Annotated in this window: 19 protein-coding genes; 5 read left to right on the forward strand and 14 right to left on the reverse strand. The window is 42.7% G+C overall.

Going from position 1 to position 20,432, the window contains the following annotated elements:
• Nucleotides 1-67: 67 nt before the first annotated feature.
• Nucleotides 68-634 (reverse strand): hypothetical protein, encoded by a 567-nt coding sequence (locus AC0YN7_RS22330; protein ID WP_475812233.1) that lies wholly within the window; start codon nucleotides 632-634, stop codon nucleotides 68-70.
• Between the two features lie 364 nt (nucleotides 635-998).
• Between AC0YN7_RS22330 and AC0YN7_RS22335 the strand changes: the two genes are divergently transcribed.
• The 3 genes from AC0YN7_RS22335 (at nucleotide 999) to AC0YN7_RS22345 (ending at nucleotide 2,890) form a co-directional block, all read left to right on the forward strand.
• The gene (locus AC0YN7_RS22335) at nucleotides 999-1,946 is read left to right on the forward strand and encodes a hypothetical protein (RefSeq protein ID WP_475812234.1); all 948 of its coding nucleotides are present in this window, start codon (nucleotides 999-1,001) and stop codon (nucleotides 1,944-1,946) included.
• 115 nt (nucleotides 1,947-2,061) lie between these two features.
• Nucleotides 2,062-2,307: an NHLP leader peptide family RiPP precursor gene (locus AC0YN7_RS22340; protein WP_475812235.1), complete on the forward strand. Its 246-nt coding sequence runs from the start codon at nucleotides 2,062-2,064 to the stop codon at nucleotides 2,305-2,307.
• 340 nt (nucleotides 2,308-2,647) lie between these two features.
• Complete coding sequence (locus AC0YN7_RS22345; protein ID WP_475812236.1) at nucleotides 2,648-2,890, forward strand: NHLP leader peptide family RiPP precursor; 243 nt, start codon at nucleotides 2,648-2,650, stop codon at nucleotides 2,888-2,890.
• A 55-nt stretch (nucleotides 2,891-2,945) separates the two neighbouring features.
• Here AC0YN7_RS22345 and AC0YN7_RS22350 read toward each other — a convergent pair whose 3' ends face one another.
• The 6 genes from AC0YN7_RS22350 to AC0YN7_RS22375 all read right to left on the reverse strand — a co-directional run bounded on the left by AC0YN7_RS22350 (nucleotide 2,946) and on the right by AC0YN7_RS22375 (nucleotide 9,262).
• Nucleotides 2,946-4,850 (reverse strand): ATP-binding protein, encoded by a 1,905-nt coding sequence (locus AC0YN7_RS22350; RefSeq protein ID WP_475812237.1) that lies wholly within the window; start codon nucleotides 4,848-4,850, stop codon nucleotides 2,946-2,948.
• A 208-nt stretch (nucleotides 4,851-5,058) separates the two neighbouring features.
• Nucleotides 5,059-5,874, reverse strand: a complete 816-nt coding sequence (locus AC0YN7_RS22355; RefSeq protein WP_475812238.1) for an alpha/beta fold hydrolase — start codon at nucleotides 5,872-5,874, stop codon at nucleotides 5,059-5,061.
• A 45-nt stretch (nucleotides 5,875-5,919) separates the two neighbouring features.
• Nucleotides 5,920-7,056, reverse strand: coding sequence for a hypothetical protein (locus tag AC0YN7_RS22360; protein ID WP_475812239.1), 1,137 nt, complete (start codon nucleotides 7,054-7,056; stop codon nucleotides 5,920-5,922).
• Nucleotides 7,053-7,925: an ABC transporter ATP-binding protein gene (locus tag AC0YN7_RS22365; protein WP_475812240.1), complete on the reverse strand. Its 873-nt coding sequence runs from the start codon at nucleotides 7,923-7,925 to the stop codon at nucleotides 7,053-7,055. Before AC0YN7_RS22365 ends, AC0YN7_RS22360 begins: the two co-directional genes overlap by 4 nt.
• Nucleotides 7,909-8,709, reverse strand: a complete 801-nt coding sequence (locus AC0YN7_RS22370; protein WP_475812241.1) for a hypothetical protein — start codon at nucleotides 8,707-8,709, stop codon at nucleotides 7,909-7,911. The genes AC0YN7_RS22365 and AC0YN7_RS22370 overlap by 17 nt, the downstream gene beginning before the upstream one ends.
• Complete coding sequence (locus tag AC0YN7_RS22375) at nucleotides 8,687-9,262, reverse strand: RNA polymerase sigma factor (protein ID WP_475812242.1); 576 nt, start codon at nucleotides 9,260-9,262, stop codon at nucleotides 8,687-8,689. The genes AC0YN7_RS22370 and AC0YN7_RS22375 overlap by 23 nt, the downstream gene beginning before the upstream one ends.
• An 803-nt stretch (nucleotides 9,263-10,065) precedes the next feature.
• On the opposite strand from AC0YN7_RS22375, the gene AC0YN7_RS22380 reads away from it, so the two are divergent.
• Nucleotides 10,066-11,337: a methyl-accepting chemotaxis protein gene (locus tag AC0YN7_RS22380; protein WP_475812243.1), complete on the forward strand. Its 1,272-nt coding sequence runs from the start codon at nucleotides 10,066-10,068 to the stop codon at nucleotides 11,335-11,337.
• A gap of 49 nt (nucleotides 11,338-11,386) precedes the next feature.
• Here AC0YN7_RS22380 and AC0YN7_RS22385 read toward each other — a convergent pair whose 3' ends face one another.
• Nucleotides 11,387-12,754 carry a (Fe-S)-binding protein gene (locus tag AC0YN7_RS22385; protein WP_475812289.1) on the reverse strand — a complete coding sequence of 456 codons (1,368 nt, stop codon included), beginning with the start codon at nucleotides 12,752-12,754 and terminating at the stop codon, nucleotides 11,387-11,389.
• A 19-nt stretch (nucleotides 12,755-12,773) separates the two neighbouring features.
• Complete coding sequence (locus tag AC0YN7_RS22390; protein WP_475812244.1) at nucleotides 12,774-14,189, reverse strand: FAD-binding oxidoreductase; 1,416 nt, start codon at nucleotides 14,187-14,189, stop codon at nucleotides 12,774-12,776.
• Between the two features lie 121 nt (nucleotides 14,190-14,310).
• Here AC0YN7_RS22390 and AC0YN7_RS22395 point away from each other — a divergent pair, with 121 nt between their 5' ends.
• Nucleotides 14,311-15,036, forward strand: a complete 726-nt coding sequence (locus AC0YN7_RS22395; RefSeq protein ID WP_475812245.1) for a FadR/GntR family transcriptional regulator — start codon at nucleotides 14,311-14,313, stop codon at nucleotides 15,034-15,036.
• Between the two features lie 82 nt (nucleotides 15,037-15,118).
• Here AC0YN7_RS22395 and AC0YN7_RS22400 read toward each other — a convergent pair whose 3' ends face one another.
• From AC0YN7_RS22400 to AC0YN7_RS22420, 5 genes are read right to left on the reverse strand one after another with little or no spacing between them, the layout of a single operon-like run.
• On the reverse strand, nucleotides 15,119-16,030 hold the full coding sequence (locus AC0YN7_RS22400) for an N-acetylglucosamine kinase (RefSeq protein WP_475812246.1): 912 nt from the start codon (nucleotides 16,028-16,030) through the stop codon (nucleotides 15,119-15,121).
• Between the two features lie 18 nt (nucleotides 16,031-16,048).
• On the reverse strand, nucleotides 16,049-17,602 hold the full coding sequence (locus AC0YN7_RS22405; protein WP_475812247.1) for a glycoside hydrolase family 3 protein: 1,554 nt from the start codon (nucleotides 17,600-17,602) through the stop codon (nucleotides 16,049-16,051).
• A gap of 12 nt (nucleotides 17,603-17,614) precedes the next feature.
• Entirely contained in the window at nucleotides 17,615-18,757 is a 1,143-nt protein-coding gene (locus tag AC0YN7_RS22410) for an exo-beta-N-acetylmuramidase NamZ family protein (RefSeq protein ID WP_475812248.1), read from the reverse strand.
• A complete protein-coding gene (locus AC0YN7_RS22415; RefSeq protein WP_475812249.1) occupies nucleotides 18,754-19,458 on the reverse strand; it encodes a PIG-L deacetylase family protein in 705 nt (234 codons plus the stop codon). The genes AC0YN7_RS22410 and AC0YN7_RS22415 overlap by 4 nt, the downstream gene beginning before the upstream one ends.
• The gene (locus tag AC0YN7_RS22420; protein ID WP_475812250.1) at nucleotides 19,458-20,423 is read right to left on the reverse strand and encodes a GNAT family N-acetyltransferase; all 966 of its coding nucleotides are present in this window, start codon (nucleotides 20,421-20,423) and stop codon (nucleotides 19,458-19,460) included. The genes AC0YN7_RS22415 and AC0YN7_RS22420 overlap by 1 nt, the downstream gene beginning before the upstream one ends.
• Nucleotides 20,424-20,432: the final 9 nt, after the last annotated feature.

Genomic DNA, 20,432 nt, shown 5'->3' on the forward strand with positions numbered 1-20,432 from the left:
CATTGTCAATTGCGTTTTTCAGGAAATTATCTTCATAAAAAAAAGACCTCCACAAGTGAGGCCTTCTTCATGCTGTTCGAAAAGCTCCAGTTGCTTTCATTTCCTTGCACCCAGTATAGGAATGTAACTTCCCATGATATACTAGCTCTAGTAGAGCCGTATTCTCCAAATCACCAGGTGTTACGAAAAATGATGGTTTATTAACTAAGCTAACTCCACTTTCCTCAAACACCGAGGCTACAAATTGAGAACAAAAGTAAGCATATTCTCGCTTCATTTCAATATTGAACACGATTCCAAGCATGCCTAGTAAATTATATTTGTATTGATCACTATTTTGCTCCATATAGTGTATCTGTGAACGAATGTTCATATAGGCGCTATAACTGATTGTACAACGATAAAGCGAGCACATCGAATGTTCAAAAAACTGTCCTCTCACATCTTCTTTCACAAAACCTGCGAAAAATGGGTTGCTTGGATTTTTCCTGCCAAAGCTATAAACCTCACTCAAATCGCTGTCAAATGCTATAGAAGCATGATTCAGCGGGTCTTTCGTAAACCATTTGATTGTTTTCGTAAATAAAGTTCTAGTATCTGTCAAAAGCACGTAAATTTCCACATCTCTATTCATGTCTTACTACCTCCACATTAAAGAACTCTCATCTTGGTATTAACTTTAATGCAGGAGAACAAAATTCTAAACCTGCTCAGGTAATAGGAGTATCCTCGACCTTGGTCCAGTTTTGCAAATATGGTAGCGCTTGGTCTATTACAGTAACTAATTGTAAACCTTTTACTCATTTTACTGGATATTCTCTTTTTACTCAATAAGAAGTTCGTCTGCTTTTACCTCTTATTAATAAAAATGTTAACTTTTACTTGGTATAGAAGTGGTATAGTAGGAAAAGATTTGGAGCGTTCATGACTATTGATATGCTCCAAAATTAAGTTCTAGTCTAAATAAATCCAACAATTACGAAGTTGCGGAGGACATTATGATGGAATGGTATGACCGTTACGAGAAGCAGCTTGAGCTCATCTTTGCAGAAGCTGCACAGCGCATTGCTGCATTCCCAGTACCCCTGAACACAATTGGTCTATTATATGCGGACAAGTTCAACCCGGTTAAGCGTGACAGCGGCAAGGATTACATTTGCAGCCTGCTTCCCTTCTGGGTGCAAGAGACCGCGGCAATAAATGATGAGCAATGCAAGAAGCTCGCATTAGCTAATGTCTATGGCATGCTCTATTTTTTTATTCAGGATGATGTAATGGACAGTACGCCTTCATCTAATTGGAAGGAACAGCTCGCTCTTGGCAATCTGTTGATGCTTGAGATGTTTGGTGTATTTCGTGAGCTGTTTCCATCAGATTCTTCATTTTGGCAATACTACGATAGATATGTATCGACATGGGCTGACTGCGTGATGAATGAACAGAACGATAATTACTTTATTACCGAGCCACTTAAAATTGCCGGGAAAGCTGGACCTGTCAAAATCGCGTGTACTGGCGCCCTATTGCTCACATCACGAACCGATCTGATTCCTATCATGGAGGAAGCGATTGATATTACACTCACTACGCTGCAAATGGCGGATGATTGGGTCGATTGGCAGGAGGATTTGACAGAAGGCTGCTACAATAGTTTACTTGCCATGATTGCCTCTGCTCGGCAATTAGATAGACAGCCTACCATAGAAGAGGCGGAAGCATCTATTTATGTAAGAGGCTGCATGAAGTCCTATGTCCAGGTTGCCTGGGACAATCATAATAGACTTCTCGCTATGAAGTTGAAAGCTACAGAGCTGGTACAATTCCATGCTTACCTCTTAAACCATTTGAATCAGACATCTGAGACGATAGATTCAAATCGCAATATGCTTCAGCAAGGCGGATTCGACTACTTTTTATCTCATAATTCAATGAAATCGGGACTATAGAATCTATTTTCAATGATAAATTTGTATAATATTTGCATTTTAAAGTAGATAATGTCGAAAATCCATGATAGACTTGGTATGGTAAACTTATACATATCAGGAGGGGTGATTTATCGTGTCTACAGAGCAATCCTTAAAGATTCAAATTATTCAAAAAGCATGGGAAGATGACGATTTCAAGGAACAACTTCTTGCTAATCCGAAAGCCGCAATTAAAGAAGCTTTTGGATTGGAAATTCCAGATTCATACGAAGTTGAGGCTGGTGAAGAAACATACAAAAAGTTTTACGTAGTAATTCCTCCGAACCCAACTAAATTAAAAGCAGATTCAAGCCCTAAAGAAGCTCCGATGTGGGTATAATTTATTGAATAAAAACGCCGAATGTGTGTAACTCACATTCGGCGTTTTTTCACTTTAAGAATTGTGTAACCTCGATTACAACCCCACTTTGCTGTTAGAACTTAATATCAAAGGATTAATTCATTTGATATAGATAGTTAAGACGATAGTCACTATTTCACACTAACCTCTATCTGGTCGTTTAAAACTACTTCCCTATGGAAATCTCATATAAATAAGTCTAATGGATCATAAAATATCGCAAAAACTGTAGAATATTTGCATTTTAAAGTAGATATTGTCGAAAATCCATGATAGACTTGGTATGGTAAACTTATACATATCGAGAAGGGTGATTATTGTGTCCTCAGAACAAAATTTAAGAGAACAGATTATTCAAAAAGCATGGGAAGATGCTGAATTCAAAGCACAACTTCTTGCTAATCCTAAAGCAGCTATTAAAGAAGCATTTGGAGTCGAAATTCCTGACACATTCGAAATTGAAGCTTTAGAAGAAACATCCCACAAGTTCTATCTGGTTATTCCTACGAATCCAGCTGACTTGGAAGAAGATCCAACTCTTAGATATCCAATGTGGGTTTAGCTTCCTATTACTAAACAATAAAAAGCGCCGAAAGCTCAGTAATAAGCTATCGGCGCTATTTATTTGCTAACGGGAAATGCATTACTGCCTCAGTTCCAACCCCCCTCGTACTATTGAAAGTAATTTTACCTTGCATAGCTTCTACTATTCGAAACGTAACCATCAGACCTAATCCTGTGCCCTTCGTTTTCTTCGAATAATACGGCTCACCCAATTTCTTTAGATCAGCATCATCCATTCCTTCTCCGTTATCCTTTATCCGAATATACACTAGTTTTGATTCCAAATCTTCATAGGCTTGGATCTGAATATAACCCTCTTTACCGAAAGCTTCTATCCCATTTTTGATAAGATTAATTAAAGCTTGCTTGAATTTAGATGAATTGCCGCAAATAAAAAGGTTCGGTGCCAGTTCTAATTTTATTATTCCTCCTTGCATCGTAGCCAATGGCACAAGTATACCTTCTATTTGTTGCAGCTCTTCTGCAATATTTAGCAGTGTTGTTTGCTCTAATTGAGGTTTTGCAAAGGTTAAAAAATCGGTTATTATTTCAGATGCACGATCTAATTCAGTAATTGCTAGCAGCATAAAACTTTTATCTTTCTCATTAGCTGATTTCTCCTCTAACAGCTGAAGAAAACCTCGTGTTACTTGCAAAGGATTACGCACCTCATGAGCGACCGACGCAGCAAGCTGACTAATAACCTCCATCTTCTCAGATCGTTGCAGTTCATTATTGAAAATTTCAAGTTGCTTTGAATACTCTACAACTTGATCGTAATTTTTCATTATTCTTCTGGATAATATAATAACGAGAGACACAATAAAACAAAGAACACCCCATTTCCACAAAAATAGATCATAACCTTTATTTTTTATAAAGAACCATGAAATCTCTGCTACTCCTATCGCAGCAAACATACCAAATCCAATAGTCAAAATAATAGCTTCCTTGTTTTTTTGCACGCAGTACAAAATCAAACAACTTATTAATAAAATGTTTCCGATAACAACGGAAACCCCGAAGCATATTATCCCAACTATAATATACAACTCTCGTAAAGCATCGATTGCTATTCCTGATACCAATAAAATAATGCAAATAGCTATGCTTACGACTATTACTTTCCTCATGAAAGTAATCAGACCGTACGGTCCCCTGCCAAATATATTTTCGAAAAAAATGAATAAAGAAGGTGTTAATAAGTATGATGAAATATCAAATATATAATAAGATACTAATCCGAATTCACTATAGGTTGTGTGAAAAAACGGAGAGCTCGTTAGTATCATCAAGCCTACAGATAGTATGATGACACATAAGGAGCTCCAGCTATTCATATACAACTTACTCATAAAAATAATACATAGTAGCATGGAAAGTGAGATGAAAACAAGTGCCGCTCCCAAAATAACATCCAGTATATCCCTAGTCATATACACTTTAACAAGATCTTGGTATTCTCCTACTATCGGTTGTTCTTTAATACCAATTTTTTTCTCAGCTGTTTCTAACCTCAAATAAATCGTTTTATTTGAATCATTAGCTGTCAGAGGCAGTAATATTTTATTGTAATCGTTAGCATAGTTACGCTTGGTCTCATAGACAATTAGATTATCCATATAAATCGTTACATTTTTAGCATTAAGTTCGCTAATAAGTAAAGTAGGTCTCGCCCATTTAAGGTCAGGCAGCTTAAATTTCACCCAAGCATAATGCGTATTTTCCGGTATTAGCAACGTGTCAGCCGTATAGTTAACCGGAAACCATCCGACCGCTTGCTGAATAAGTGCAGCAGATCGAATACTATCCTCTTGATTTGTTTCCCATTTCATTTCCCACTCTCTAATAGCGACACTCGGTTCATCCGAAAGCGCATAGGCCTCGGTAACTAGAAACGGAACTGCTATGAATAGCGAAAGCAAGAATACGATCGCAGATTTATATCTACCTTTCATTTAAGCACCTCAGAATATTGAAAATGTAAATGTATCTTTGCTACTATAATTCGACATTCTTCGCAGATCTACCTTCTAACATTTTCCTATTTTATAAATATATAATGATAAATTAGCATATCATAAACTCAATTACTATGTTTATAAAAAAAACTGTTTTCCTTAGGTCTATAGGACCTCAGAAAACAGCTTTTTCTTCTTTGATATCTTATGAATTTAGTTTACCTATCCATTTAAGCAGCTCTGTGCTTACTACATCGAGCTGCTGCTCAGGTGATATCGTAGCTACTCTATCTATTCGTTGCTGACCATACGACCCGAATTGTGTATGGTTGCCGCCTTCAATGGTGACATAGCTCGTTGCAACTGGCATATAGCGGTTCGCCTTGCCCCAGATTTTCCAGTTCAGTACACCGTCTCTCGATGCAATTATTTGCAGCACAGGCAAGCCAGAATTAACGAGGCTTCCTTTCTTGTCCGCATAGGAAGCAAGTAGAAATACTCCTGCAAGTTGTTCTCTATGTTCGGCAGCAAATCGAGTAGCGAATACGCCGCCTAGTGAATGCCCTCCCATGACATAGCTTTCATTGGGATGTTCTGCAATAAAAGCTTCAGCACGGTCTTGGTCCGTGAGTGCTAAATGAAACGGCATGCTGGCAATATAGACGCGATAACCGGCCGCGGCCAACTTACGTGCAAACAGTGAATAGCTCTCTGGTTCCACCATTGCACCTGGATAAAAAATAAGATTAGGCTGCTTGATAGCCACCGCCCCTCTTGATGCAGGTTCAAAGCGATACCCCTCATCAAGCTTGCTGATGGTTACTTGATTATCACTTTGCATCGCTGCACTCGCTTCGGCAGTGGGGGAAAGCAGCATTACTTTATATACAATAGTAAGTATGGCGGCTATCGATAGAATGAACACCGCTAGCCAGATAATAACCCTTCGTACACGATTACTCTTTGGCTTCGGATGTGGACGCGCAAATCCTTCTGTACTGCCATCGTGTGATTTTCGCATCCTTTACACCCTCCATCCAGACCTTTTTCGTCCTATTCCCTTCCTTTAAGCAACTTCCTTACGTCTCATTGTGTAAAATAACAACCAAACACTAGCCATGGATAAAACGATCGTAACAACAATAGCCACTATAGGATAAAGAATCGGCTGACCAAAAAGATTAATGGTTTTGAATTCCATAAATAGTTCTTCTACCCTCATCACATCTGTATAGCTAAATTCAAGTATTTTATTTAACCATGGCATCGGCAGATCAAATATACTACGAACAGCAATAGGCAACCCGAAGATAAACCCTGATATAAGGAATGACATTATCGTATGCCTACAAAAGGCAGAGATTAGCATTACGATTAATGCAAATCCAAGCGCTCCCAGTAAATGCATGCCGATTTGAACCAATATATAGGTTCCTAAGTCATAACCATAAGTTGAACTTCGGTATTTAAATACTTCCTGTAGAGGGGTCTTAAATCCATCTACACCTCCACCGTAAGTGATAAACCGAAAAATCAAATTGTAAAGCACCCATACGATAACGATAGAAACCACGTAAATCATCGAAGAAATTATTTTTGCGGTAACGACCTGCTTCCGTCCATATCTAGAGCTGAATTGATACTGATCCATCCCAGTCGCATATTCATTCGAAAATATAGAGGCTAGACCAACAAGAATCAAAGAACCGCTTATAAGAATGGAGTAAACATTAACGAAGTCAATCATCTCGCTTGGAGCGCGGTTATAATATATCTGATCGACCTTGTAGCTATCGAGCATCTTGAGGAGTAATTCATTCTGACGCTGTACATAGCCGCCTCCCCCTTTTTCCTCCAAGGAATGAAGATACCCACTTACACCTTCCACTCCGGACAACCTCTGCATTTCTAGATTATGCAAATTGCTTATTTTCTCATATACACCGGACATTGCTCTTTCTTGATCTGTTAGTGTTTCCTTTTCTGATTCCCATTTATCCATTATTAGTGCATTTTCTGCCTGTGCACGATCAACCTTTTCCTGAGTGAGTTCACCCTCCCACTCCTTATAGTAGGATGATTGATCACTTGTCACTTGACCGTTCAAACTTAATGTAATAAAAGCTAACAGAATAAGTAGAGCAATATAAATGCTTTTTTGACGATAAATTTTGTAAAGCTCAAATGATAATAAGGATTTCACTTCACAGCCTCCTCATCAAAATAATACAAGTAAAGGTCCTCAAGATTTGGCATAGCTGCTTCTGCGCGCGGATCAGGCTTATAATCGGATAAAATACGTGCGATAATGGCATCTTCACTGTTGATTAAACTGCTAACCTTATGCCGAGCTTGAAGAGCACCTATCTCTGCCTGCTGCACTCGCAGTGTCCATACTTTATCCTTCAAGCCTTCAAGCAGTTGCTGAGGCTGAGCCTTCTGAATAAGCATACCCCGCTTCATTATAAGAAGCTCCTTAGCGAGATACTCAATGTCCGATACGATATGTGTAGACAGCAGGACGATACGTTCATTTGCAATGGATGACAGTAAATTACGGAATCGAATACGCTCCTTCGGATCAAGCCCCGCAGTCGGCTCATCCACAATAATGATTTTCGGATCATTCAGCAAAGCCTGTGCAATGCCGACTCGCTGCTTCATCCCTCCAGAGAGCTTGCCTACCTTTGTACGCTTCTCATCCGTTAAGTGAACGACCTGCAACAGCTCTTCGACTTTAGCCTCGGCTTTATTCTTCTCAATTCCTTTCAGCGAAGCGATATACAGAAGAAATTTGGTGACAGTGAAGTTTTTATATAGTCCCATCTGCTGCGGCAAATAACCAAGCAAATCGCGATAGCGTTCATTCATTATTTGTATATCTTCTCCGTTGCAAAGTACTCTGCCCGAGCTCGGTTTAGAGACAGCTGCGAGTATTCGCATCAGCGTTGTTTTTCCTGAGCCATTTGCGCCTAGAAAACCGTAAACCCCTTCTGTCAGTTCACAGGTTACACTCTCCAACGCCCTTTTATGTCCAAATTGCTTACTAACTCTCTCAATGGATAATATCAACAAACTCACCTCTTCTTAAACGTTTGATCTGTAAGACGAACAATAAAACTGCCAATATGGAAACTATTGCACCTAGGCTTGAGTAAAGACCGTTTATTGCTTCTATCTTTGTGCTTTCAATGACTATAGGTACGATAAATATCCATATCGTCAGTGTAAGTGGTATCGAAATCATGCTGCGCACTCTATTCGCTACAGCTAATCCGATACTGGAAGCAACCGTAAACGGTGTCACCCAGAAAATAATGACTTTTGATAAAAGGAGCGGCTCACCGAACAAGCTGAATACGACGAGCAGAATGAGACTAAGCAGCATATTGTAGCTGCCGGCAACTAGCATTTTAGAAAGCATGATCTGCTGTGCAGAATACTTGCATGACATCTCCAGCTCCATCAGACCCTCATCACGCCCTCTGAATACCTCCAGCAGGCCTAGCAAAAAAGGTACGGGAGAGAGCAGCAGCATAATGGAGTAAGGATCTCCTTCCCAAAATCCCCATGCTAGTAACCCTCCGCCAAAGAAGAGCGCGTTCAGCAGCCAAAAGCTGATGCGGATATGAAGCATTCTGAGCATAGTCAAGCTTAAAGGAAAAACGGTCTTCCGACTTGCCTCAGACGGCTTTACGTAGGGTCTCAGCGTATCTATCGTTTGCATAATCGCTTCTTCGCCTGGATATTCAACCGTATATTCGTTCATAAATTCGCGAAACTCTTGATCGAACGAATCAAGCTCATCGTACTCATTTAGTTTCGGTGCATGCTTATGAGTTTCTTTTTTGTTCATAATCATCCCTCCCAAGCCTCTTCTTCAGCTTCTCCAGCCCTTGTCGCAATCGAGCCTTCACCGTATTCTCATTCGTGCTCGTTATTGCTGCGATTTCCTTAATTTTCAGATCATGATAATACTTAAGTAAAATGGCCTCGCTTTGTATGTCCGGCAGCTCCTGCACCGCTTTCTTAAGAAGCGTTCTCGATTCATTTTTCTCAAAAATATAGGAGACCGACTCCTCTTGTTTCGATTCTATGCGCTCCTCATACTCCATAGCAGTTGATGCTTGTCTGTATGCGGCAGACCTGTAATAATCTCTGCTGCAATTCACGGCGATTGTGAACAACCAGCTGCTGAAGGATCCAGAGCTTTTAAAGGAGGAGAGGTTCTGGACCATTTTGATAAATACATCCTGTGTCAGATCGTATGCCGTATGACTATTCGTTGTTCTACGATACAAATATGCATAGATTCGCTTGTAATAACGCTTAACGAGCACCTCCATGGCAGCTTGGCTCCCGCCTTGTATTTCTTGAATTAACTGTTCATCAGTCGGCAATTTCTTCACCTCGGCATGTAAAACGATTGTGGGATAAAAAAAGTTGTAAAAAAAGTATTCTTATTAGGCGGAGGTTTTATCCAGTTCATGCAAGCTCCATATATCTTATATCAAGCCTAATATTTATCCCATATAAGGAATCTATAAAAATGATTGATTGCCGGGTCACAAGGAAAAACGACTAGTCTCGACTATCCTTCTATTGGTCGATAGGATATATCGCTGTGACAGGAACTATTCGTCTACTGGTCGATAGGATATATCGCTGTGAAAGTACCTATCCCTTGGGTAGCTTAGAGGTAACGTTTAATTAGTTTCAAATTGTGAAATTAATGAGAGTTACTATGGAAATAGAGACGATTTAGTTTCAGAAAATGTAGTTAAAGCAACTGAATGAGGTCACGGATCGAGCAAATCCAGCAATTAAGTTCATTCCATGACACTAAATCAGAGCTGAGCCTTTTCCACGCTCATTTAAGTGCAAATATTGAAACTAATGAGGCATGCCAAATCAGGCATTGCCAATCAGGTATGGCAAATCAGGTATGGCCAATCAGGCAACGGACAAAGAATTGGAACCAGAGTTCACAACCTAACTTTAAATGACGAACAAAAACCATATTTGAGCAGGGAGGTTATGTAGGAGACTTCAGGCCATTCTGCAAGCCTAATCTTATATATCAACAGGCTGCCGTTACATAACGGCAGCCTCTCTTATGGACTGTGATCTACATCACTTTAATAGTAGCACATAATTAATATAATTAATGAAGCGTAGTATGTAAGCAATGTAACTATAGGGAGGATTTAACATGGCATTCGGTTTAGTACGAAAGCTTGTGCTAGGCATCTTGATCGTATCTACAGCTACCTACAGCACGAGCGCTTTCTTTATATTTCAATTAAAGCCATTATTGGCACCGAACATGACAGAGTGGATTTATATTACAGGGGTAATGGGACTTGGGGTGTTGTGGACATGCGTTCTCGGGTGGCTGGCTGCAAAGTTCATTATAAGACCCCTGCTGCGACTGACAGATGTTGTCGATAGCGTGGCAGCTGGCAATCTGAATATATCTATTCCGAAGTATCAGTCCCGTGATGAAATCGGAAAATTAAATCATTCCTTCCAAGTGATGCTGGGTAATCTGCGGCAAATGATCACCGATGTTTCAGACAGCGTTACAGTTACAGACCGAGGCGTCAATACGCTTGGTTCAGCAATTGGACAAGCAACCAATCAAATCGAAATGATTACTTTAACGATCGAACGAATGGCTGATGGCGCAGCAATGCAAGCATCTTCAGCACAGAAGATGCTGCACACCGCTGAACAAACGGCAGAGAGTGCACATGGAATAAACAACGAAGCTGAGCGTGCCATCGTTTTAGCCGATACAATGGTTCATACTATTTCCGATAATGCGACCCAGATGCGTTCATTAGTAGATGGCATGCTTCACATATCCGAAACAAGCCAGAAAACACTTCGTATCGTTCGCGGCCTTGAGCTGCAAGCGAGCGAAATCAGTCAGATCTCGCAGCTTGTCAGCCAAATTGCCGACCAGACTCATTTACTAGCCCTCAACGCATCTATAGAAGCTGCGCATGCTGGCGATCAGGGTCATGGCTTCGCAGTCGTCGCCCAACATATTCGTAAGCTGGCAACGGACAGCGCAGCCGCTGGTGATCAGATCAATCAGCTTATCGGACAAATGCAGGAGCAAACCTTGACTGTCGTTAATGAGACAGACAAGCAGATGCAGCTGATTCACCACGAAACGATAACAGGCGAAAACGCCAAGCTTGCGCTTGACGAGGTTATAACTTCAGTTAACGAAACAGCTCGTGCTTTGCAAAGCATTGTAACGCATATTGCTGTCCAAACCGAACAAATTAACAGTACCTTTGAGAAAGCCAAAAATATTGCAAGCACAGCCGCCACCATTTCTGATGACGGCTCTCGTATTGCAAATGCTGCTCAGGAGCAAACAGCAGTGATGCAAGAAATATCTGCTTCCTCCGAATTACTTCTTGACGAAGCCCAGGGTCTAAAACAGAAGACTGTTGTATTCAGCCTATAATAAAACCGACTTCGCCATGGCATGGCTGCTCTAACGGATCTCTCTTCAATTATTGGTTCGATCGACCAGCAATTCTTTCATAAAGAAAATCAACGACATGCTTAACTTCCATCTGAGAACCCGCTCCATGCTTCTCCACACCTAGCTTCATCTGCAGCAGGCAGCCCGGATTGCTCGTGAGCAAGTAGCGAGCACCGGTATTGTTGACATGCTCCATTTTACGATCAAGGATTTGCCCCGCCATCTCTGGCTGAGTAACATTGTAGATGCCCGCCGAACCGCAGCAGGTGTCTGCATCCTTCATCTCAGTGAAGCTCACATTGGCGACCTGACTCATGAGCTTCCTCGGTGCATTCGAGCTTTTCATTACATTTCGCAAGTGGCAGGAGTCTTGATAGGTAATCGTAACCGGCTCGGTTGCGCTTGCCTCTGACTCAGCAAATGAAGGAATTCGGCCATGCTCGACTAACAACTGACTCACGTCAATTACTCGTGAAGCAAACCACTCCGCAAGTTCATTGTATTTGGAATCATCCTTCAACAAATGATCATATTCTACGAGAAGAGCTCCACATCCGCCCGCGTTGGAGACAATATACTCGATTCCAGCTTCTTTGAACACTTCTAGATTGGTACGTGCCAGCCCTCTGGCCAAATCCATCTCACCACTGTGTGCGTGGAGTGCTCCGCAGCACACTTGTTCATTCGGAATGACAACTTCGAAGCCAGCTTCAGCAAGCAGCTTGACTGTGTTAACATTCGTCTCAGCAAACATCACATCCATAATGCAGCCCCGGAACAAAGCGACACGAGCCACCTTTTCACCCTTAGCAGGATATACAGTTCCTAGTCTTTCGACCACACCTTTTCCAGTCGCCTCAGGTAAAATTTGCTCCATTTCACGCAAATGCTTAGGAAACAGACGCATCATACCGCTTCCTCTGGCAATGGTTTGCAAGCCGGATTTTTGATAGAGAGATAGTGATCTGCCCAGCAGCTTCAAGCTTTTGCGGTGAGGGAAAACTCCTTTGAAAAATAGTTTGCGCATTCCTGATACAGGAGCGCTATGGTCAGCGTGATCTTCAATAGCGTCACGAGCTTGCTCAATTAATTGTCCATATTTCACATCAGCCGGGCATGCCGGTTCACATGCTCTGCAGCCTAGACAGTGATTCATTTGGTCTTCAAATGCTTGATCCGGATCCATAATGCCATCCGCAACGGCTTTCATGAGCGCAATTCGACCCCGAGGAGATTCTGGTTCAAGCCCTGTTTCCCGGAATGTGGGACAAGCAGGGAGACAAAATCCACAGCGCATGCAATTTGTGAGCTGATCGTAATCGAGTTTAGCAAGCAATGTTCTTGCAAGCGGGTTGCTATGTTCAATAGCTGGTTTACTCGGAATTTCATTATGAATATGAGTTTGAACACTTGTATTAGCCACGCTCAATCACCACCCTTTTTCTTGTTTCCTTGGCAAATATTTTGCCAGGGTTCAAAAGGTGCAGAGGATCGAATGCCTGCTTGATCCCGCTCATTACCTCCATACCCGCTTTTCCGACTTTCCATTCCAAGAACGGCGCTTTCACAAGGCCAACGCCATGCTCACCGGTAATGGTGCCGCCAAGCTCGATAGCTGCTTCGAAAATTTCCTCAAACGCCTGCTCCACGCGATGAATTTCTTCATGATCCCTTGCGTCCGTTGTCGCGGTAGGATGTAGATTTCCGTCTCCCGCATGACCAAATGTTGCAATGGAGACATTATATTTCCGAGCAATTTCATTAATACGAAGCACCATATCGGCAATTTTTGAACGAGGAACCGTTGCATCCTCGAGTATCGTAGTCGGTCTTAGCCGCGCCAATGCCGTAAAAGCACTGCGGCGCGCCGTCAACAGCTTCTCTGCCTGCTCCCTAGTCTCCGCAACATCTATGCGGTCAGCTTTTTCCATTTCGCATATTTCTCTAATACGCGCAATATCACGTTCGACCGTTTCTGGTTCGCCGTCCTGTTCAATCAATAGGATCGCCTCCATATCCAGCGGAAGACCCAGCTTGGCAAAATCATTGACAACACGAATAGTCGGGTTATCCATAAATTCCAACGTAGCCGGTATGATCTTCATTTCGATAATCCGGGATACCGCTCTAGCAGCCCCATAAAGATCCTTAAACATCGCAAGCATCGTCTTTTTAGTAGCCGGCGGTGGCACCAGCTTTAAAGTTGCTTCGGTGATGATAGCGAGTGTTCCTTCCGAGCCTACCAATAGCTTTGTCAGGTCATAACCCGCGACATCCTTCATGAGCTTGCCGCCAGTTCGGATAATTTCTCCATTTGCTAGAACTGCTTCTAACCCAATTACATAATCCTTCGTTGTACCGTACTTGAGTCCGCGCAAGCCTCCTGAGCATTCCGCGATATTGCCGCCAATCGTTGATATCTTCATACTGCTGGGATCAGGCGGATAGAAAAGTCCTAACGACTCAACGTGAGCAATAAACTGTGCAGTTATGATTCCAGGCTGTACGATAGCCGTCAAATTTTCTTGGTCAATCTCCAATATGCGATTCATACGATGCATAACTAGTACAACTCCGCCTTGAACAGGTACCGTCCCTCCACACAAATTGGATCCGGAGCCTCGTGGGACTATAGGTACTCGGTGAGCGGCAAGAGCTTTCATAATTTCAGATATTTGTTGTGTATTTTCTGGATAGATTACACCGTCTGGCAAGCTTTGAAGCATCGGTGTTCCGTCGTACGAATGGCTGACCAACGCTTCTTTATCATCTCGATAGTATTTATCTCCTACAATTCTCCGAAGCTCTTGAGTAAGTGTTGTATCCAACATAAAAATTCCTCCCACATAAACATCAGGTCATCTGATGACTTTTACTTCATTATATTTCAAACTTGTAGTATTGTATAGATATCGAATCAAATTGAATTTATCGACGCTTTGGAGGTTCATAATGCGCAATATGAAAATAGAAAACCCGAAAGGCCACGAATTGGTAGCTGATCACATTCTTCGTCAGATCCAATCAGGAGAGCTGCAGCCAGGGCAAAGACTGCCGTCAGTAGTCGAGCTCGCTGAAGCTTATGGCGTCGGCCGTTCTACAATCAGGGAAGGCGTCAGCGCATTGAAAGCTATGGGATGGTTAGACGTTCGCCAAGGAGGAGGAACGTTCGTCAAAGCGGTTCTTCCAAGCGAGACAAAAAGCGGGGCTGATCAATTATTTCAAGGGGCGGATTCCCTAATTGAGCTTCTCGAGGTCCGCGGGGTGCTTGAGATCGGAGCGGCGTCCCTTGCTGCTGAAAAACGTACCGAGGATGATTTATCCCGTCTTCGCGGACTCTTATCTGTCATGGAGCATAGCTTAGGCCGCAATGATACGTCAGAGGGTGAACGCGCTGACACTGAGTTCCATATGGCCATAGCTGCTGCATCCGGAAATTCCCTACTCATTCAACTCATGGAATCGATATCTGATCGATTTGCCGGATCTATTCGGCAGACTCGAGAATTATGGTTTTATCGGGAGAAAGCAACCGCAGCCAGGCTTCTCAGTGAACATCAAACCATCTATGAGGCTATTGAGCTTCAAGACAAGCAGCGTGCTGCTAAACTGATTATGGATCATCTCAGCAAGGTCGAACAGGTCCTCCGAGACGCATTATCATCAAAGTCAGAGTGAAAGTCTATATGACAATAAAATCAACATGCGCATAAAACAGAAGCACGCGGCGATTAATCTGCCGCGTGCTTCTGTTTTTCACCTAACTTAATTGGTTCAATGCGATAAGTACAGCACCGCTTGACGCCTCATTTTTCGCAGCAATACATCGCAAGTTCGGATAGACTCGTTCTAAATTTTCTACGAGAGCTGCCGTCACAAACGTATTCTTCAGCAGAACACTTCCCGCCATTGCAACCGCACCATTGTGCAAGTTCAGCTTTTCTACTACTGGCGACACCAATTCGGCCAACGATTGCGCGCTTTTTCTCGCAATGGTCAGTGCCGTTTCATCACCTAGCGCACAGGCGGCTGACAAGATAGGAGCAAGTGCCGCTATATCCTTTTTATTTGTCCTTTTGTCATATACAAATCCGATAATCTCCTGAACCGACTTCACCTGAAGCTGCTCATACACCATATTAGTGATCGCGGTTTGCTGTATACGCCCGTCATTCACTCGCACAACTGCTGTAAGCAAATCACGCCCGATGCTGTAACCGCTGCCTTCATCATCGATCAGGTGGCCGCAACCGCCAGTACGATGGGATAGACCAAGTTCATTTTTGCCATAACAGATCGACCCGGTGCCCGCAATTAGAATAATGCCATATTCCTGGTTATGCGCACCCCATAAAGCTGTCTCATGGTCGCCTGTAATAATTAATCCTCCCTGATATCCGCATTCTCTGATATGAGTAGTCAGCCGAGTGATGACCGTCGGATTACTGATGCCTGCCGCGCCGATGCACATCTGTACACAGTGATCTACTCCGCCGCACAGCTTGCCAATCGTATCCACAATTTCTTGGAGACTATTGCGGATGCTGTCCTCGTCTTGTCCATTATAGTTAATCGCTCCGGATGCAAAGGTATGCATCACTCGACCATTCACATCAGCAACAGTTACCGCTGTTTTGGTGCCGCCGCCATCTAATCCAGCTACATATTTCATCCCAAGATCACGTCCTTATTAACCTTTAATACTAATCATACCAGTAGGCGCATAGTCACCGCTCATAATTTTTATCAAAGACTTTATAGCTAAAGGCGTATACTCAAAGGCAGCTACTCCACAAACGTCCCCCTCCAGAACGTCCAAGTCGTATGGCTTGCCAAGCGCGACAGCCGTTACCTGATGTCCTTTCGCGGATAGGCGATTTACAAGCTCCAATTGGCCTGCATTATCAATCGCATTATACAGTCCAATCACAACTCTGGCATAACCATCTACATGGCTTAAGATCTGATTAATTTCATCCTGATCAGGATCAATACTGGTCATCAAATGCTCCGTAGATAAAGCCGCGGATAGTGCTGCAGGAAAAGATACATCTGTTCTCGCATGACTAGAGGCCATATCGGTTCGATAAGGATAGCTCCCTATAAAGATTGTAGCTTTGTCGTGCTTCTCGACAGCCATTAGGTTCCCGCGCACATGACAGATGCTTTCCAAACTTATAGCTTCGGCTGCATGACGGTGAGTGCTGCTGCCCACGACAGATAGCTCTAGGTTCGTCGTTGCGCCGTATTTTTTCTTATAAAAAAGTACTTTTTCCACAGCTTCGTCGATGATCGTCATAGACAGTTCTCCCGACTGAACAGCTTGTTCAATCATTTCCACTGTTTCAATGACAAGCGCTGGCGTATGGCTTACATAAACCATATGCACCCCAGCTTTGATGGCGCCTACTGCCCCCTGCGCTGTTCCGTAATAATTTTTGATGGCATTCATCTCCAAACAATCGGAGATAATTAATCCATCATAGCCCAATTGCTTCTTCAACAAATCGGTAATTATGGTTTTGGACATCGTAGCAGGAACCCGTTCTTTCTCAATGGACGGAAAGAGATTATGAGCGCTTGTAATACATTCCGCTCCACTTTCAATCGCGGTACGGAATGGCTTTAGCTCTAATTCCATAAGCTCTTCTATGGTTTTATCGATAATAGGAAGACCCAAATGAGAGTCTACTGCGGTATCGCCATGACCTGGAAAATGCTTGAGAGCTGCCAGCACCCCTCCGTCCTTCAAGCCTTTCATCATTTGCATGCCATATTCTTCAACGGTCTCAACTGTATCTCCGTAAGAACGTACATTAATTACTGGATTTTGTTTGTTATTATTGATGTCCAAAACAGGAGCTAGATTGAAATTTACTCCTAGCGCACGCATCTCACGCGCAGTTATACGACCTGCGGAATAAGCATTTTCCGAACGGCCGGTAGACGCAATAGCCATTGCGCCTGGAATATTGGTTGCATCCCCTGGCAGACGTGTAACTCTGCCTCCCTCTTGGTCGATAGAGATCAAGGCCGGAAATCCGGTATTGTTCGTTATTGACTGCTGCAGCTCCGTACATAGCGTACGGAGCTGCAGCTTATTTTCAATATTATAAGTGAACAATATGATATTCCCGATTTTATAATCCGTTATCAAACTCCTAAGATCATCGGTTATGCTCGGTTCAGGAAATCCTGTAACGATTAACTGACCAATCTTCTCTCTCAGCGATAGTTTATTCATATTGCACCTTCTTCACTTATAGAGATGATACTGCTGTTTAAGACTTACGAATTCCCGACTTTCCTCACGGAATTGCTCCAACAAAACGGATACCTGCACCGAATCGTCGCGATACAGCTTATCTCCGCACAATAAATCAATAAACGGTCTCGCGTTTTCCTTCAGCGGAGGCAGGAAAGAAAACGATTCATAGAGATGCTTAATGGTATACAACAAAGTAACACCCGTTTCCACAGATTTAATAGCATGGGTATCGGTTATATAAAGCTGTACTCCGCTGCATAACTCTCCTTGAAACTTTGATGTGGTAGGCTTAAAGTATACCGGTCGAAACAGTACGCCCGGCAGCCTCTTCTTATTCATTTCATTCGCAAGCTGCTCCGCATCAATAAATGGCGCTCCTATCATTTCAAAAGGAAAGGTCGTTCCTCTGCCTTCTGAAATATTTGTCCCCTCGAATAAACAGGTTCCCGAGTAAAGCAAAGCAGTCTCATATCTCGGAATATTCATCGAAGGATGTACCCATACTTGCCCGGTATCAGGGAAGTGCATACTCCTCTCCCAACCGCTGCAGCGTACCACATGCAGCGCGCAATTCCAGCTCATCTGCTCGTTTGCCATAGTAGCTACTTCACCAGCAGTCAGACCATAACGCACAGGAAGTGGATAATTGCCAACAAAGGATTGATAGCCCGCCTTTAAAATATTCCCTTCAACAGTCAAGCCGTCGAGCGGATTTATTCTATCAAGGACGATAAATTCCTTGCCCGCTTTAGCACAATCCTCCATTGCATTCAGCATCGTAGAGATAAAGGTATAATACCGCACTCCCACATCCTGAATATCGTATACAACCAGATCAACCTCGTCCAACATATCCGAAGTCAGTCGCTTGGAATCCTTACGATACAAGCTATATACCGGAACTCCCGTAATAGGGTCCTCATAATTTTCAACCAGCGCTCCTGCCTCTTGATCACCACGCACACCATGCTCAGGCGAGAACAAGGCAACAAGGTTGAAATGCTCATGCAGAATCTGAATCGTAGTTACAAAATCGCTGTTCAATCCGGTAGGCGCCGTAATTAGTCCCAGTCGTTTCCCTTTGAACAAATGGGCATATTCCAAGATGCAATCAATACCGTTTCGGATCATAGCTCACCTTGAAGAACGCGCTTCGTTTCTTCTGGAACCATGAAGGTTTCCGCATATTGTTTGCGCGCTTCAATACCGCGAACTCTCGATAAATGCTTATAGTATTCTAAGTAAGGAAATGATTTGCTTCCAGTTACGAACCAATGTTGGGAAACTGCCTTAATCCACAGATCATATGCTTCTTGGTCGAAATCCACATATACATACGGTTTATAGTCGACTGCATCCTCCCAGTTTTCTGCATAATACAATTTTGAGGCAAAGAAAGCAGGCAATTCTCGTTTAAACGAACCCAATCCTGCAAAAAAGCGTGCGTCATTAACAATAAGGTGAGTTGTCATATGATCCTTGTGCATGCTGTTCTTGAAATGAGTAATGATAATGTTAGGCTTAACTTCACGAATTACGTCACAAACACGCATCCGCATTTCTTCACTATCCTGCAGTTCACCATCTGGAGTCTCAAATACGATCGATTCGCCACCTAGCATTTCAGCGAAAAGCTTGCCCTCATTCACCTTCTGCTCGCGATATTCTGCCATATCTCTACCTGCCGGAACACCACGTTCACCTGCAGTCAATGCTAGGGTTACAATTCGATCACCTTTAAGAGAATGGCTTGACAACACGCCGCCAGCAGTTAATTCCATATCCCCTACATGGCCACCGATAGCCAAAATGGTTAGTTTTTGATCACTCATTATAATATCCTCCTCATGACAGCAAATTGTTTGACCTTATTAAAACCTGCCTTCTCGTAAATACGGATTGCCGGGTTTTCGTGTCCCGTAAATAAAGACATGTATTCGGTTTGGATCGTTTGAAAGGCTTCGCATAGTTTAAAGAACAGGATACTGCCTAAGCCGTGTCCCTCGTAATCAGGATGCACCCCGATTCCAGCGAAAAAAGCTCGCCCATTATCCTGACGAATGACTGGTCCTGCAAATCCGACTACCTTGCCTTCAAGCGCAGCTATTACGATAGGTACGTTGTTGTTAGCGTATTGAGGAATTTGGCTCTTCCATAAGGGATTATCAAATCCATTCAGCATCTCTTCTAAGCCGCTGTGCTTTTCTGAATCGAATAGCTGGACCGTATAGCCTTTGAGTGCTGCTTTTGCTTCTTTGGCTTTTATATCTTCGGGTATCGAGAAATTTGCTAGATTCAAGTACATGGCAACTTCAATTGCTCGCTCGATATATCCTTGATTGAGCAGAAATGAGTATAATAAGCTATTCACCGGCACTCCAGGTGCGTTGTTATGCTCATGCTTCGGAGTATCCGGTATATACCACGGCAGCAGCATAGGATTAAAAAACAGAATATCCGCTTGCGTTTTATCTAAATTACGAAAGTGATTTTCTAATGCATCCAGCATTAAGCTAAAGTTTTCATTGGTGTTAAAATCGCTGGAAAGAACGATACAAGTGATATATCCTGCCTCTTTTCCAAGAGGCAGATCGTCACCCGTGCATCCACAAGCAAAGCCTATAACCTGATCGGATTCCAATAAAACAAATGTTGCTTCTTTATCAAAGTACGCATTTGACAAGAATAGGTCTGAAAAGCTAGCTTCAGTATGCTCCTTATAACTATCCTTTACAGCTTCCATATTCCACAAAGCAATAACATCGTGGATATACTGGCTATCCCAAGTCACAATCATGATTTGATG

Source organism: Paenibacillus sp. J31R122, assembly GCF_056269185.1.